The organism is Pseudarthrobacter sp. H2, from assembly GCF_050157045.1.
Taxonomy (GTDB): Bacteria; Actinomycetota; Actinomycetes; order Actinomycetales; family Micrococcaceae; genus Arthrobacter.
On sequence record NZ_CP189594.1, the window covers coordinates 1,658,110 to 1,673,653 of the forward strand.

A 15,544-nucleotide genomic window follows, 5' to 3' on the forward strand; every position below is an offset into this window, starting at 1 on the left:
GGCTCTTCCATTGTCCGGGCTCCATGACACGCAAAGTGTTCCTCGATGCGGCCATTTCCTGACGCGGCCGGTATTCCGGTAGCGTCAGGGAATTTGTGCGTCGCACGCCGTTCTGGCCCTAACGGCGAAGCACGGCGTCCCGCAGCGCGGCCACCTTGGCGAGCTGGTGTTTTTCGTCGAGCTGCTGTGCCGGCACGTCCCTGCCGCTGAGGATCCGCTGCCGGGTGAAGGCGAGCCGGGTCGCGGCGCGCAGGAACGCCTTCATCTGCGGACCCCGGCCGATGGACCTGGCCCAGAGCAGGGCCCAACTGCGGCCACGCCCGGTGCCCAGCATCTGGACCTCGGCCGACGTGAACCAGCCCGCCGCAGCGTACTCCTGGAGCCGCTGCCTGGTCAGCCGGTTCTGAGCCCGCCGCAGCAGCACAATCACGAGGACTGCTGCGACGAAGATGGGCACCTGGACGAATATATACCGGGCAGGGAAGTCCTGGCTCACGGTGTTGAATGAGCTGTGCAGGAGCACCGCCGGGACCAGGCCGGCGATGAATGCGAGCAGGCAAAGCCCGGTGCTGCCGCGCCGCGCCGCAAACCCCAGGACCACTCCCGTGCTGGCGGTGAAGATGGCGTGGGCAAACGGTGACATGACGCCCCGCCCGAGGAACACCACGGCGACGTTCGTGGCTGGGTTGCCGGAGCCGGAAAACGCACGGCCGAAGTAGAGGACGTTCTCGGTGAAGGCGAAACCGCCCGCAACCGTAAACGCAAAAACGACGCCGGCGACCGGGCCGTCAAAATGCTTCCGGGCGAAGAGCAGGAGCAGCAGCAGCCCCAGGGACTTGGCGAACTCCTCCACGACGGGGGCCGCGAGGGTCTCAGAGAATGTCTGTTCGTCCAGGCCGGATGCCGGTCCCGCGGCCAGCGAGAAGGGCGGCTGGAGGAGCAGCGTCAGCGCAACGGAAACCACGGCGCCCCAGACGAAGGCAAACAGCAGCAGACGCTTGGGCTCGGGCTCCCAGCGGTCGATGACGTACACGGCGAGCAGCACCGAGCCCAGCGGCAGCAGCGACGCCACGAAGCCGATGGCGAAGCCGGCGACGCCAGTGTTCGCCAGGACGAAGGTCAGTACCAGGAACAGGTCGGCGAACACGAGCACCGCGCCGGCCACGAAAAGCCCGAGCCCGCCCCCGGCCGAACGGCGCCCGCGGCGGCGGCGGCTGCTCGGGGCCGGAATGGCGGGAGGCAGGGTGGCCTGGGGCCGGCCCGCGTAGTTCGCCGGTGCCGGCCGGTAATTCTGTTCCGGGACGTGCCCCATCCAGCTCGGGTTGGCTTGCTCCGGCAGCGGCGGGTGGCCGTCGGGCCGCGGATCGTGGCTCGTCATGCACAAGAGCCTAACGGGACGTTCCTGGTATCGGAGGTGAGACTTCTAAACATGCTGGTCAGGGCTCGCCTTTGTGGGGTTTGGGCGTATGGCCTGACTCGATGACGAGGGGCCGGGCGTGGCCCTGGTCAACGCCCGTGACGCCCGGAGCTTTTCGGCCCGCAAAACCGATGTCAGCCAGCCGCGAAGCAAAGAAGGAGCCGTTCACCGGCTCGAATTCCTGCGCTACCAGGTCATCCTCGAACCGCTGCTGCCGACCGGATAAGGTCCACGCCCAGCGCCGTCAACACATTGCCCCGGCGCACCCATCCCTGGTCAGTCCCATTTTCATGTCAGGCGTTGTCCAAGGCCGCAAGGAACAGGAGGCATTCCGGGTAGGGGTCGTCGAAGGGCGGCCGGCCCGGATCGCCCGTCTCCGCGGCGGGGAGGTGGTGCCCGGCCGTGAACGAGTACCAGTCCGGGAAGGGGTCCGGGGGCAGTTCCGGTCCGGGGTCCGGGGGGTCCGGGATGCCGGGGGGCCAGTGGGGTGGTTCCCAGTCCTGGTGTTCGCTGGGGTAGTGCCGGCCGGTCGGTGAGGTCCATCCTGGCGGGTGGCCTTTGCTGGCGCCGGCGGGTGTCCAGGCGGTGGCGTGTTTGAGGCGGTGGTGTTTGGGGCAGGGCTGGCCGAGGTTGGCGATCCCGGTGGTGCCGCCGCCGGCCCAGGCCAGGAGGTGGTCCGCTTCGTTGTCCAGGGAGTGGTTGCTGCAGCCGGGGAAGGGGCATTTGCCGTCGCGGAGCCGGAGCCATTGGCGCTGGGCCGTTGTGAGGCGGTAGCTGGTCCGTCCGATTTCCAGGGGCGCCCCGTCGCGGGGGTCGGTCAGGACGCGGTGGAAGGAGTCGGCGCCGTCCGCGACGAGCCGGCGGGCCATGGACGGCGGGATCGGGCCGTACCCGTCCAGGGTCGCCGGTTCGCCGGTGGCGCCGAGCAGGGACAGGACCGGGACGGTGATCAGGACCTGCGCCCGCGGCGACGGCACACCCCCGGTACCGTCCCCCGCCACACCCCCTTCGCTGCCCGCTCCTCCGGTGGTGTGGCTGGTGAGGAGCCAGGTGGCGGTGATGTCGGCGCGGAGCTGGGTGAGGGTCCGCGCCTCCGCCGGGCCCTGCAGGGCGCGGGCCGCGGCGGTGGTCCGGTCCCAGATCCCGGCGGCGGTGTCGGCCGGGAGGTAGGCGGAGAGCCAGGCCATGCCGTCCCGGTCCGGGGTGTACTCGACGCGCCGGTCCCCGGCGCGTTGGGTGTGGCGGGTTTCGATGCTGAGCAGGTGGTGGCGTTCGCGCCAGGCGCGTGCCTTGGCCCGGAACCGGGACGCCACCAGGTCCCCGGCCGGGCACCCGCGGGCCGGGTCCGCCGCGCCGGGGTCCAGGAAGTGCGCTTCCAGCCCGGCCGCGCCGGCCGCGTCCAGGCCGGTAGTCTCATCCACCATGATCCGGGCGTGCTGCCAGGAGATCGTGCCGGCCTGCAGCGCCGCCAGGGTCAGCGGCAGCGCCGTCACCAGTGCCTGGCACCCGGACAGGAGGGCGCCGGCGGTCCGTTCGCTGACCGTCAGGACGCAGGCGAGCTCGGCAACCACTGCCATCTCCCGGGAGGTGCGTTCCTGCGCGGACGCGGCCGGTGGCGCCAGGGACCTGGTTGCCTGCACGTATTCCGCGGCGAGCCGCACCTTCAGCGCGGCGGTCCGGGCTTCGAGCCGGGCCACCTCGGCGAGGCCGTCCAGGCAACCATCCGCCAGATCCCGCAACGGATCAGCGTCCCGCAACGCGCCGGCGTCCCGCAACGCGCCGGCGCCGGGCAGATCAGGGCGGTGGCCGCCGGCGCCCATGGAGGCAGCAAGCACGGCAGCGGACGCGGCGACGGCCGCCACCGCCTCCCTGCTCTCCACACTCCACACTGTTCCGCTGTCCACACCCACAGCATGGCAGGTGGCACTGACAATTTTAAGGGGGCGACGGCGGCACCTGGTCGTCGGTGTCGATTCGGGCTGGAAGTGACGTTTGTCCTGGTCAGCAAGGGGTTCCCGCTCCCCGGGAGGTGAGAAGTTCGCGCACGAGGCGGGTCTTGCCGCGGGCCAGAGTCGCCGCGAGTTCTCTCACTGATCCTGTCCTCCAGTGACGGTCATGTTCATCCCTCATCTCAATCCAGGAATTTCATACACAAACCAGGTGACGCCTCCGGATTCGCCCACCGGTCAGCCACGGTTGCGGCCCATTATTTGCCGAAGGCCGGCTTCGAACACGGTGCGACGACACGATTCAGCGCCGCGACCGCCGGATAGATGCCCGCCGACGAAGCGGCCGCCGCGGCCCGGGGCGGGTTGCGCCGACGTCGATGTACCGCCTACCGCCCGGGGCGATGCCGCTGTGACGCAGAACGCCTTCTTCCGGGGCGGGTCCGCTGCGGCCGCTGTGGTAATTTGAAAGTGCAAATAATCCTTTTTTAATTCCGTCCCGTGAGGCGGGGAAAGGGGAGACGAGCTGTGACTGCTGTTCCAGAATCACCGGTTCCGGCCGGGGTCGTCCTCACCAGGGTTGTCCTCAACCAGGCCGACATTGACCGCGCACTCACTCGGATCGCCCACGAAATCCTCGAGGCCAACAAGGGCTCCCAGGATCTCGTCCTGCTTGGCATTCCGCGCCGGGGCTATCCGCTCGCCGTCCGGCTTGCCGCCAAGATAGCCGCCGCCGATCCCGCCGTGGACGCCGCCGCGATCGTCGGCCAGCTGGATGTGACGATGTTCCGCGATGACCTTTCGCACCAGCCCACCCGGCCCCCGTACCCGACGCAGCTGCCGCGCACCGGGATCGACAACAAGGTCGTTGTGCTGATCGACGACGTCCTGTATTCGGGACGGACTATCCGCGCCGCCCTGGACGCCCTCGTCGACCTGGGCCGCCCGCGCATCGTCCGCCTGGCCGTGCTGATCGACCGCGGCCACCGGGAACTGCCCATCCGCGCGGACCACGTCGGCAAGAACCTTCCGACGTCCTCCGCCGAGAAAGTCCGGGTCCGGCTCGAGGAAACAGACTCAACTGACGGCGCCCCCGTCAACGAGGTCGTCATCGAGGCGGTCGCATGAAGCACCTGCTCTCCACCGAAGACCTCAGCCTGGCCGACGCCACCCGCATCCTGGACACCGCCGAAGAAATGGCGGCCGTGGGGGAGCGGGAGGTCAAGAAGCTGCCCGCCCTGCGCGGCCGCACCGTGGTCAACCTGTTTTTCGAGGACTCCACCCGGACCCGCATCTCCTTTGAAGCCGCCGCCAAGCGGCTTTCGGCCGATGTCATCAACTTCGCCGCGAAAGGCTCCTCCGTCTCCAAGGGCGAGTCCCTCAAGGACACGGCGCAGACGCTGGCCGCGATGGGCGCCGACGCCGTCGTGATCCGGCACTGGGCCTCCGGCGCCCCGCACCGGCTGGCAGCCACGGACTGGATCGACGCCGCCGTCATCAACGCCGGCGACGGCACCCACGAACACCCCACCCAGGCCCTCCTGGACGCCTTCACCATGCGCCGGCACTGGTCGAGGCTCGCCGGCACGCCCTCCACAGGGGCGGACCTCAAAGGCATGCGGGTCGCCATCGCCGGCGACGTCCTGCACTCCCGGGTGGCGCGGTCCAACGTCTGGCTGCTCCGCACCCTGGGCGCCGAAGTCACCCTCGTGGCGCCGCCCACGCTGCTGCCCATCGGCGTCGACAAGTGGCCCTGCGCCGTCAGCTACGACCTCGACGAAACCCTCGAAAAGGGCGTGGACGCCATCATGATGCTCCGCGTGCAGGGCGAACGGATGAACGCGTCCTTCTTCCCGACCACGCGGGAGTACTCACGGCGCTGGGGCTTCGACGACAACCGGCTCCGCGCCCTCGACGGCCTGGGCCTGAAGGACACCATCATCATGCATCCGGGCCCGATGAACCGCGGCCTGGAAATTTCCGCCGCCGCCGCCGACTCGCCCCGCTCCACCGTGCTGGCGCAGGTGCGCAACGGCGTGTCCATCCGCATGGCGGCCCTGTACCTGCTGCTGTCCGGGGACACCCGCGAACCGGCAGCCGCCCCCACCGCTGCCGCCACCAACACGGCCCACCCCACCGCCGCCCATTCAAAGGAGAGCCACTGATGGCCGAACTGCACCAGGACAACAGCGGCGCCTACCTCATCCGGGGCGCCGCGATCCTCGGCGGAGCCCCCGAAGACCTGCTGATCCGCGACGGCGTGATCGCCGGGCGCGGGCGGGACCTCGCCGCCGACGGCGCCACCGTCATCGAGGCCGCCGGCCTCGTGGCGCTGCCCGGCATGGTGGACATCCACACCCACCTGCGCGAACCCGGCCGCGAGGACGCGGAAACCGTGGAAACCGGCACCCGTGCCGCCGCCCTGGGCGGCTACACCGCCGTGCACGCGATGGCCAACTCCACGCCGGTGGCGGACACCGCCGGGGTGGTGGAACAGGTCCTGACCCTCGGCCGGGCCGCCGGCTGGGTGGACGTCCGCCCGGTCGGCGCCGTCACGGTCGGGCTCGCGGGGGAGCAGCTCGCCGAGCTCGGCGCGATGGCCGACTCCCGGGCCCGGGTCCGCGTCTTCTCCGACGACGGCATCTGCGTCCACGATCCCGTCCTGATGCGCCGCGCGCTCGAGTACGTCAAGGCGTTCGACGGCGTCGTGGCCCAGCACGCGCAGGAACCCCGCCTCACCGCTGGCGCCCAGATGAACGAGGGCGAGGTCTCCGCCGTCCTCGGCCTCACCGGCTGGCCCGCCGTCGCCGAGGAAAGCATCATCGCCCGCGACGTGCTCCTGGCCCAGCATGTCGGCTCCCGGCTGCACGTCTGCCACGTCTCCACCGCCGGTTCCGTGGAGATCGTGCGCTGGGCGAAGTCCCGCGGCGTCAACGTCACGGCCGAGGTCACGCCCCACCACCTCTGGCTCACAGACGAGCTGGTCCGCAGCTACGACCCCGTCTACAAGGTCAACCCGCCGCTGCGCACCGACGCCGATGTCCAGGCCCTGCGCGCCGCGCTGGCCGACGGCACGATCGACGTCGTCGGCACCGACCACGCGCCGCACCCGAGCGAACACAAGGAATGCGAATGGGCACAGGCGGCCATGGGCATGACCGGCCTGGAAACCGCGCTCTCCGTGGTGCAGCACACCATGATCGAGACCGGGCTGATGGGCTGGGCGGATTTCGCCCGCGTCACCTCCACCGCGCCGGCCGCCATCGGCAGGCTGGAAGACCAGGGCCGGCCCCTCGAAACGGGCGAACCGGCCAACGTCATACTCGTGGACCCGGCCGCGCGCTGGACCGTGGACCCTTCTAAAATGGCAACCATGGGCCGTAACTCTCCGTTTGCCGGCCGCGAACTTCCCGGCAAGGTGGTGGCGACGTTCTTCAAGGGCCACCCCACCGTCCTGGCCGGCAAGCTCAACACCCCGTACCGGTGGCTCCCGGAGAACACGGAGATGCCCGGCGCCGCACCGGGGGGCCGCAACTGATGGACAAACTCCTCGTCCTCGGCCTGGCCACGCTGGCGCTCGTTGCCGTCGCTTTCGTCCTGTTGACCATCGGCTGGCGGAACCGCCTGCGCCGCCAGTCCGACGTCGACCCGCTGCCCGAAGTCCCCGCGGAACTCGGCGCCCCGCTGGCCGCCGCCGACGGCCAGTACGTCGCCTCCACCACGGCCGGTGACTGGCTGGACCGCATCGCCGTCCACCACCTGGGCCTCCGCACCAACGCCGGGCTCAGCGTGCACCCCGAAGGGGCGCTGTTCGAGCGCGCCGGCGCCGGACCGGTGTTCATCCCGGCCGGACGGCTCACCGGGGTCCGGCTGGAAAGCGGCATGGCCGGAAAGTTCGTCGAAAAGGACGGACTGCTGGTGCTCAGCTGGAGGCTCGGCGCCCGTGAACTGGACACCGGGTTCCGCACCCGGCACGCCGAAGACAAGACCCTCCTCCTCGACACCCTTCAAGATTTGATCTCCGCAGCCCCTCAGGCAGAAGCCGATAGTGGAAAGTAACGACGTGACGGACCCCAAGCAAGCAACAGCAGTGACATCAACAGCGCCCGCCCCGGCAGTCCTCGTGCTCGAGGACGGACGGATGTTCCGCGGCACCAGCTACGGCGCCACCGGAACCGCCCTGGGCGAGGCGGTGTTCGCCACCGGCATGACCGGCTACCAGGAGACCATCACCGATCCCTCCTACGCCCGCCAGCTCGTCGTCCAGACGGCGCCGCACATCGGCAACACCGGCGTGAACAAGGACGACGCCGAGTCCCGGCGCATCTGGGTGGCCGGCTACGTCGTCCGCGACGCCGCCCGGCGCCCCTCCAACTGGCGCTCCGAACGCAGCCTGGACGATGAACTCGTCGAGCAGGGCATCGTCGGCATCCAGGGCGTGGACACCCGCGCCATCACCCGCCACCTGCGCGAACACAAGACCATGCGCGCCGGCATCTTCTCCGGCGACGCGGCCCGCGCCACGGACCGGGAGCTCGTGGACACTGTCCTGGCCAGCGCGCCGATGGAAGGCTCCCGGCTGGCCGAGGAAGTCAGCGTCGAGACGGCCTACACGGTCGAGCCCAAGGACTTCGGCTGGAAGGGCGAGCCGCGGTTCAGCATCGCCGCGATCGACCTCGGCATCAAGCGGATGACCCCCATCCGCTTCGCCGAGCGCGGCGTCCGCGTGCACGTGCTGCCCGCCACGGCGACCATCGAGGAGATCAACGCGGTCAACCCGGACGGCGTCTTCATGTCCAACGGCCCGGGCGACCCTGCCACGGCCGACACCCAGGTCAAACTGCTGCGCTCGGTGCTCGATGCGAAGATCCCGTACTTCGGCATCTGCTTCGGCAACCAGATCCTGGGCCGCGCCCTCGGCTTCGGCACCTACAAGCTGCGCTACGGCCACCGAGGCATCAACCAGCCCGTGATGGACCGGCGCACCGGCAAGGTCGAAATCACCTCGCAGAACCACGGCTTCGCCGTCGACGCCCCCCTCAAGGGCGCCACCCAGGCCCCCGAGGAGCGGTACGGCCGCGTCGAGGTCAGCCACGTGAGCCTCAACGACGACGTCGTCGAAGGCCTCGCCTGCCTGGACATCCCGGCCTTCTCGGTGCAGTACCACCCCGAAGCCGCGGCCGGCCCGCACGACGCCGCCTACCTCTTCGACCGCTTCATCACGCTGATGGCCGATGCCAGGGAAACCGTGTCTGCCGGTGCCCCGGCCGGCGCCGCTTCCGACCCAAAGACTGCCACCGATTCCAAGACTGAGGACAAGAAGTAATGCCCAAGAGAACTGACCTTAAGAGCGTCCTGGTCATCGGTTCCGGCCCGATCGTGATCGGCCAGGCGGCCGAATTCGACTACTCCGGCACCCAGGCACTGCGCGTCCTCAAGGAGGAAGGCCTGCGGGTCATCCTCGTCAACTCCAACCCGGCCACCATCATGACCGACCCCGAGTTCGCCGACGCCACCTACATCGAGCCGATCACCCCCGAGGTGGTCGAGAAGATCATCGCCAAGGAACGCCCCGACGCGATCCTGCCGACCCTGGGCGGCCAGACCGCCCTGAACACCGCGATCGCCCTGGACAAGAACGGCGTCCTGGAGAAGTACAACGTGGAGCTGATCGGCGCGAACATCGCCGCGATCGAGCTCGGCGAGGACCGCGAGAAGTTCAAGGGTGTCGTGGAGCGCTGCGGTGCCGAGTCCGCCCGCAGCCACATCATCCACACCATCGACGAGGCCCTCACCGCGGCCGAAGACCTCGGTTACCCGATGGTGGTCCGGCCCTCCTTCACGATGGGCGGGCTCGGCTCCGGCCTGGCCTACGACGAGAAGGACCTCCGCCGGATCGTCGGGCAGGGCCTGCAGTACAGCCCCACCAGCGAGGTGCTGCTCGAAGAGAGCATCCTGGGCTGGAAGGAATACGAGCTTGAGATGATGCGGGACAAGAACGACAACGTCGTGGTCGTCTGCTCCATCGAGAACTTCGATCCCGTCGGCGTGCACACCGGCGACTCCATCACCGTGGCCCCGGCCCTGACCCTGACGGACCGCGAGTACCAGCGTCTGCGGGACATCTCCATCGCCGTCATCCGCGAGGTCGGCGTCGACACCGGCGGCTGCAACATCCAGTTCGCCGTCGAGCCGGACACCGGCCGCGTCGTCGTGATCGAGATGAACCCGCGCGTCTCCCGCTCCTCGGCCCTCGCCTCCAAGGCCACCGGCTTCGCGATCGCCAAGATCGCCACCAAGCTGTCCCTGGGCTACACCCTGGACGAGATCCCCAACGACATCACCCAGAAGACCCCGGCGTCCTTCGAGCCGACGCTGGACTACGTCGTCGTGAAGGTCCCGCGCTTCGCGTTCGAGAAGTTCCCGGCGGCGGACCCCACCCTGACCACCACCATGAAATCGGTGGGCGAGGCCATGGCCATGGGCCGGAACTTCACCGAGGCGCTGCAGAAAGCGCTGCGCTCCCTGGAACAGAAGGGCTCGCAGCTGGACTTCAGCTCCGTCCCCGAATGGGAAGTCCCGGAGCTGATCGAAAAGTCCAAGCGGCCCACCACCGACCGGCTGCACCAGGTCCAGCGCGCCCTGCTCGGCGGCGCCACCGTGGAGCAGCTCTTCGACGCCACCAAGATCGACCCCTGGTACCTGGACCAGCTCCAGCTGCTGAACGAGATCTCGCTGGAAATCCGCAAGGCCGCCGCCCTGACCCCGGAGATGCTGAAGCGCGCCAAGCGCCACGGCTTCTCCGACGAGCAGATCGGTGCCCTGACGCACAACTCCGAGGACGTCGTCCGCGGCGTCCGGCAGGCCCTCGGCATCCGCCCGGTCTACAAGACCGTGGACACCTGCGCCGCAGAGTTCGCCGCCTACACCCCGTACCACTACTCCTCCTATGACGAGGAGGACGAGGTCGCGCTGCACGCCAAGCCGTCCATCATCATCCTCGGCTCCGGGCCCAACCGGATCGGCCAGGGCATCGAGTTCGACTACTCCTGCGTCCACGCCTCCATGGCCCTGCGCAAGGCCGGCTACGAGACCGTCATGGTCAACTGCAACCCGGAAACCGTCTCCACGGACTACGACGTCTCCACCCGGCTGTACTTCGAGCCGCTCACCCTCGAGGACGTCCTGGAGGTCATCGCGGCCGAGGAGCGCACCGGCGGCGTGATGGGCGTCTTCGTCCAGCTCGGCGGCCAGACGCCGCTCAAGCTCGCGCAGCAGCTCGCCGACGCCGGCGTCCCGATCCTGGGCACCTCGCCCGAGGCGATCGACCTCGCCGAGCACCGCGGCGCCTTCTCCCGCGTGCTGGACCAGGCCGGCCTCATCTCGCCGAAGAACGGCACCGCGGTGTGCTTCGAGGACGCCAAGAAGATCGCCGACGAGATCGGCTACCCCGTGCTGGTCCGCCCGTCCTACGTCCTGGGCGGCCGCGGCATGGAGATCGTCTACGACGAGCCCAACCTCTCGCGCTACATCGCCAACGCCACCGAGATCACCCCGGAGCACCCGGTGCTGATCGACCGGTTCCTCGAGGACGCCGTCGAGATCGACGTCGACGCCCTCTACGACGGCACCGACATGTACCTCGGCGGCATTATGGAGCACATCGAGGAGGCCGGCATCCACTCCGGCGACTCGGCCTGCGTGCTGCCGCCCATCACTCTGGGCAACAACGTGCTGGAACGCGTCCGGACCGCCACCCTGGCCATCGCCGAGGGCGTCGGCGTCCGCGGGCTGATCAACATCCAGTTCGCCCTGGCCTCCGACGTGCTCTACGTGCTGGAAGCCAACCCGCGGGCCTCCCGCACCGTCCCGTTCGTCTCCAAGGCGACCGGCGTCCAGATGGCCAAGGCGGCGGCCCTGATCGGCACCGGCGTGACCATCAGCCAGCTCCGCAGCGCCTACAAGATGCTGCCGGAAACCGGCGACGGCTCCACCCTGCCGCTGGATGCGCCCGTCTCTGTCAAGGAAGCCGTGCTGCCGTTCAGCCGCTTCCGCACCCCCGAGGGTAAGGTCGTCGACTCCCTGCTCGGCCCGGAAATGCGGTCCACCGGCGAGGTCATGGGCATCGACAAGCACTTCGACACCGCCTTCGCCAAGAGCCAGGCGGCCGCCAACAACGCGCTGCCCACCGAAGGCAAGATCTTCGTCTCCGTGGCCAACCGGGACAAGCGCTCGGTGATCATGGGCGTCAAGCGCCTCTCGGACCTCGGCTTCGAGATCGTCTCCACGGGAGGGACGGCCGACGTGCTGCGCCGCAACGGCATCCAGGCCACCCCGGTCCGGAAGGTCGCCGATGGGTCCAGCGCCGAAGGCGAAGGGACCATTGCGGACCTGATCATCGCCGGCGAGATCGACATGGTCTTCAACACCCCTTCGGGTGGCGCGGCCCGCAGCGACGGCTACGAACTGCGCGCCGCGGCGACGTCGATCGGCATCCCGTGCATCACCACGGTGGCCGAATTCAATGCCGCCGTCCAGGCCATCGAGGCGCTGCGCACCTATGAATGGTCCGTCACGAGCCTGCAGGAGCACGCCGCCGCACTCGCGGCATCGCAGAAAAGAGCCTCGCAGGATGCCTGAGGCTACCACCGCCGAAACGGCCGGCCGGGAGCCTTTCGGCTCCCGGCTGGGCCGGGCCATGGCGGACCGCGGCCCGCTCTGCGTCGGCATCGATCCGCACCCGGCGCTGCTGCAGCGCTGGGGACTGGCGGACGACGTCGCCGGGCTGGAACGCTTTTCCCTCACCGTCCTGGAGGCAGTCGGTTCCCTCGCTGCCGCGGTGAAACCGCAGGTGGCGCTCTATGAGCGCCACGGGTCCGCCGGGATGGCCGTCCTGGAACGTGTCCTGGCCGCGTCGTCCGACGCCGGCGTGCTGACCATCGCCGACGCCAAGCGCGGCGACGTCGGCTCCACGATGGCCGCCTACGCCGACGCCTGGCTGCGGGACGGCTCCCCGCTGGCCGCGGATTCGGTGACGCTGAGCCCGTACCTGGGCTTCGAGTCGCTGCGGCCCGCCCTGGACCTCGCGGCGGAGTCCGGCCGCGGCGTGTTCGTACTCGCGCTGACCTCCAACCCCGAGGGCGCCTCCGTGCAGCACGTCGGCGGCGCGGACTCCGTGGCCCGCCGCATCGTGCAGGCGGCCGCCGGGGAGAACCGGCGGTATGCGGGGGCGTTAGGGTCCGTGGGGCTCGTTGTGGGCGCCACAGTCGGATCCGCATTGACCGACCTGGACCTGGACCTGGCCGCAGTCCGAGGCCCGATCCTGGCCCCCGGCCTGGGCGCGCAGGGGGCAACGGCGGCAGACCTGCGCCGGACCTTCGGCGGCGCGTACAGCCAGGTCCTGGGCACCTCCAGCCGGGACATCCTCGGTGCCGGCCCCGGGGTCCGGGAGCTGCAGGACGCGGCACGGCGCACGCTCGACCAGCTGCGCGCGGCCTAGGCCCGGGCCGGTTGTCCATTGATTTCTGCCGCGTCGAGGCGGTAGGTTCAGGACACGGCCCGTGGTCTGTGTGACGGCCGTCCGTGCCCGCAGGAGGACTTCAGTGAGCTTGCGACCCCTCACCCCGCAGGAGCGTGCCGACGCTTTGCACAAGGCCGCCGCCGCCAGGACCACCCGTGCCACCGCCAAGGATCGGCTCAAAGCGGGGGAGCTGACCATCGCCGAGGTCATCAGCTCCGGAGAGTCTGACGAGGCCATCGCCAGGATGCGGATCGTGGAGCTGCTGGAGGCGCTGCCGGGAATCGGACAGGTCCGCGCCGCGGCCATCATGAAGCAGCTCGGCATCGCGGCGTCCCGCCGGGTCCGTGGGCTGGGAATCCACCAGCGCCGGGCGCTGGTAGATTTCATAGATAACAAGTAGACGTTCCCCGCCAGATTCAGACCAATCAGGGTCAGACACCGCCCCAAAGGAATATGTGAGCAAGAAACCGGGACTGACAGTCCTCGCCGGCCCGACGGCTGTTGGCAAAGGCACCGTGTCCACCTACATCCGGGACAACTACCCCGGCGTCTGGCTCTCCGTTTCGGCGACGACGCGTCCGCCCCGGCCGGGGGAGCAGGACGGCGTCCACTACTTCTTCAAGTCGGCCGAGGAATTCGATTCCCTCGTCGCAGACGGCGCCCTCCTCGAGTGGGCCGTGGTCCACGGCCGGAACCGCTACGGCACGCTCCGCAGTACAGTGGACGCCGCGATCGCCGAGGGCCGGGCCGTGCTGCTGGAGATCGACCTGCAGGGCGCCCGGCAGGTCAAGGAGGCAGTCCCCGACGCCCAATTCGTGTTCCTGAAGCCGCCGAGCTGGGACGAAATGGTCCGCCGTCTGGTGGGCCGCGGCACGGAATCAGTGGAGGAACAGCAGCGCAGGCTGGAAACCGCTAAACTAGAACTTGCCGCTGAACCGGAGTTTGACCACAGCGTCATCAATGATGACGTTCGACGGGCAGCGGACGAGCTTGTTTCACTCATGGGGTTGACCCCGAACCCGCGCTAGGCGCCGGGACGTATCGGCCCGTTAGAATTTGGAGAATTCGTGTCCACGAACCTTGAAGGCATCATCAACCCGCCGATCGACGAGCTGCTGAAGGCCGCCGACTCGAAGTACGGACTGGTGATTTTCGGTGCCAAGCGCGCACGGCAGATCAACGCCTACTACGCCCAGCTGCACGAGGGCCTGTTCGAGTACGTCGGCCCGCTGGTCGACACCAAGCTGAACGAGAAGTCGCTGTCCATCGCCCTGCGCGAGATCAACGAAGGCAAGCTCGTTTCCACGCCGGTCGAAGCGGCAGAGTAAATCCGCAGACGCTGACGGAGATCACGTGCGCATAGTCCTCGGAGTCGGGGGAGGGATAGCGGCCTACAAGGCCGCGTCGCTCCTCCGCCTTTTTACTGAAGCCGGGCATGACGTCACGGTGATCCCCACGGAGGCGGCCTCCCGGTTCGTCGGCGTCGCCACCTGGGAGGCCCTGTCCGGGCACCCGGTCACCAGCAGCGTCTTTGACGAGGTCCCCACGGTCAACCACGTCCGGCTGGGCCACGAGGCCGAGCTGATCGTGGTGGCCCCGGCCACCGCGGACCTGCTGGCACGTGCCGCCACCGGCCAGGCCAACGACCTCCTCACCAACACCCTGCTGATGGCCCGCGGCCCGGTGCTGATGGCACCGGCCATGCACACCGAAATGTGGCGCCACCCGGCAACCCAGGCCAACGTCGAAACCCTGCGCAGCCGCGGCATCACGGTCCTCGAGCCCGCCAGCGGCCGGCTGACCGGCGCGGACTCCGGCCCCGGCCGCCTGCCCGAACCCGAGGCCATCTTCGAGGCCGCCCTGGCCCTGGCCGGCGCCCCGGCCGTGCCCGGCACGCTCCCGGCGGCTTCCTTTCCCGTGCCGTCCGCCAGCCAGCCCCTCGCGGGCCTCACCGTGACCGTCAGCGCCGGCGGCACCCGTGAGCCGCTCGATCCCGTGCGGTTCCTCGGCAACCGGTCCTCCGGCAAGCAGGGCGTGGCCCTGGCCATTGCCGCCCGCGACGCCGGCGCCCGCGTCCGGCTGCTGGCCGCCCATATGGAAGTCCCCGCACCGGACGGCGTCGAACTGGTGGAAGTGGAGACTGCCCTGGAACTGCGCAAGGCCGCGCTGCACGCCGCCGCGGACTCCGACGTCGTCATCATGGCCGCCGCCGTGGCGGACTTCCGTCCGGCGGATGTCTCCGGGACCAAGATCAAGAAGCGCGACGACGTCGCCGATCCGGTCATCGCACTGGTGCGGAACCCGGACATCCTGCAGGAACTCGTGGAAGTCCGCGACGCCGCCTCCCGCCACCAGCTGATCGTCGGTTTCGCCGCCGAAACCGGGGACGCCGAGGGCGACGTCCTCGAGTACGCCGAGGCCAAGCTGCGGCGCAAGGCCTGCGACCTCCTGGTGGTCAACCACGTGGGCCAAGGCAAGGTCTTCGGGCAGGACAGCAACTCCGTGGTCATCCTTTCCCGGTCCGGCGCCGAACCCCAGGAGGCGGCCGGTTCCAAGGCCGACGTTGCGGCGGCCGTGCTGGACCGCATCAGCGCCGAACTGAGCCGGGTTGTCCCGCCGGCCTGAGGCCGGCGTAAGCAACGTCTCCGTAGCACAGGGACA

The 15,544-nt window shown here is 69.4% G+C and carries 14 protein-coding genes; 12 read left to right on the plus strand and 2 right to left on the minus strand.

The annotated features are described in order from the left end of the window. Positions 1 to 118 precede the first annotated feature (118 nt). Positions 119 to 1,378, minus strand: a complete 1,260-nt coding sequence (locus ACQCSZ_RS07865) for a PrsW family intramembrane metalloprotease (protein ID WP_427007467.1) — start codon at positions 1,376 to 1,378, stop codon at positions 119 to 121. A 118-nt stretch (positions 1,379 to 1,496) separates the two neighbouring features. Between ACQCSZ_RS07865 and ACQCSZ_RS07870 the strand changes: the two genes are divergently transcribed. After that, positions 1,497 to 1,643 (plus strand): hypothetical protein, encoded by a 147-nt coding sequence (locus ACQCSZ_RS07870; RefSeq protein WP_427007468.1) that lies wholly within the window; start codon positions 1,497 to 1,499, stop codon positions 1,641 to 1,643. Between the two features lie 67 nt (positions 1,644 to 1,710). On the opposite strand, the gene ACQCSZ_RS07875 is transcribed toward ACQCSZ_RS07870, so the two are convergent. Further along, on the minus strand, positions 1,711 to 3,237 hold the full coding sequence (locus ACQCSZ_RS07875; RefSeq protein ID WP_427008281.1) for a DUF222 domain-containing protein: 1,527 nt from the start codon (positions 3,235 to 3,237) through the stop codon (positions 1,711 to 1,713). A 654-nt stretch (positions 3,238 to 3,891) separates the two neighbouring features. Here ACQCSZ_RS07875 and pyrR point away from each other — a divergent pair. The 11 genes from pyrR to coaBC all read left to right on the plus strand — a co-directional run bounded on the left by pyrR (position 3,892) and on the right by coaBC (position 15,508). Further along, a complete protein-coding gene (gene pyrR / locus ACQCSZ_RS07880) occupies positions 3,892 to 4,491 on the plus strand; it encodes a bifunctional pyr operon transcriptional regulator/uracil phosphoribosyltransferase PyrR (RefSeq protein ID WP_427007469.1) in 600 nt (199 codons plus the stop codon). Continuing rightward, positions 4,488 to 5,528 (plus strand): aspartate carbamoyltransferase catalytic subunit, encoded by a 1,041-nt coding sequence (locus ACQCSZ_RS07885; RefSeq protein ID WP_427007470.1) that lies wholly within the window; start codon positions 4,488 to 4,490, stop codon positions 5,526 to 5,528. Before pyrR ends, ACQCSZ_RS07885 begins: the two co-directional genes overlap by 4 nt. Further along, on the plus strand, positions 5,528 to 6,901 hold the full coding sequence (locus ACQCSZ_RS07890; protein ID WP_427007471.1) for a dihydroorotase: 1,374 nt from the start codon (positions 5,528 to 5,530) through the stop codon (positions 6,899 to 6,901). Before ACQCSZ_RS07885 ends, ACQCSZ_RS07890 begins: the two co-directional genes overlap by 1 nt. After that, positions 6,901 to 7,422 carry a hypothetical protein gene (locus ACQCSZ_RS07895; protein WP_427007472.1) on the plus strand — a complete coding sequence of 174 codons (522 nt, stop codon included), beginning with the start codon at positions 6,901 to 6,903 and terminating at the stop codon, positions 7,420 to 7,422. The genes ACQCSZ_RS07890 and ACQCSZ_RS07895 overlap by 1 nt, the downstream gene beginning before the upstream one ends. A gap of 82 nt (positions 7,423 to 7,504) precedes the next feature. Next, positions 7,505 to 8,689 carry a glutamine-hydrolyzing carbamoyl-phosphate synthase small subunit gene (gene carA / locus ACQCSZ_RS07900; protein WP_427008282.1) on the plus strand — a complete coding sequence of 395 codons (1,185 nt, stop codon included), beginning with the start codon at positions 7,505 to 7,507 and terminating at the stop codon, positions 8,687 to 8,689. Continuing rightward, the gene (carB, locus tag ACQCSZ_RS07905) at positions 8,689 to 12,003 is read left to right on the plus strand and encodes a carbamoyl-phosphate synthase large subunit (protein ID WP_427007473.1); all 3,315 of its coding nucleotides are present in this window, start codon (positions 8,689 to 8,691) and stop codon (positions 12,001 to 12,003) included. Before carA ends, carB begins: the two co-directional genes overlap by 1 nt. Further along, positions 11,996 to 12,862, plus strand: a complete 867-nt coding sequence (gene pyrF / locus ACQCSZ_RS07910; RefSeq protein ID WP_427007474.1) for an orotidine-5'-phosphate decarboxylase — start codon at positions 11,996 to 11,998, stop codon at positions 12,860 to 12,862. The genes carB and pyrF overlap by 8 nt, the downstream gene beginning before the upstream one ends. 103 nt (positions 12,863 to 12,965) lie before the next feature. Further along, on the plus strand, positions 12,966 to 13,283 hold the full coding sequence (gene mihF / locus ACQCSZ_RS07915; RefSeq protein WP_427007475.1) for an integration host factor, actinobacterial type: 318 nt from the start codon (positions 12,966 to 12,968) through the stop codon (positions 13,281 to 13,283). A gap of 55 nt (positions 13,284 to 13,338) precedes the next feature. Further along, positions 13,339 to 13,911: a guanylate kinase gene (gene gmk / locus ACQCSZ_RS07920; RefSeq protein WP_427007476.1), complete on the plus strand. Its 573-nt coding sequence runs from the start codon at positions 13,339 to 13,341 to the stop codon at positions 13,909 to 13,911. 39 nt (positions 13,912 to 13,950) lie between these two features. Continuing rightward, on the plus strand, positions 13,951 to 14,211 hold the full coding sequence (gene rpoZ, locus ACQCSZ_RS07925; protein WP_211881006.1) for a DNA-directed RNA polymerase subunit omega: 261 nt from the start codon (positions 13,951 to 13,953) through the stop codon (positions 14,209 to 14,211). A gap of 25 nt (positions 14,212 to 14,236) precedes the next feature. After that, positions 14,237 to 15,508, plus strand: coding sequence for a bifunctional phosphopantothenoylcysteine decarboxylase/phosphopantothenate--cysteine ligase CoaBC (gene coaBC / locus ACQCSZ_RS07930; protein WP_427007477.1), 1,272 nt, complete (start codon positions 14,237 to 14,239; stop codon positions 15,506 to 15,508). Positions 15,509 to 15,544: the final 36 nt, after the last annotated feature.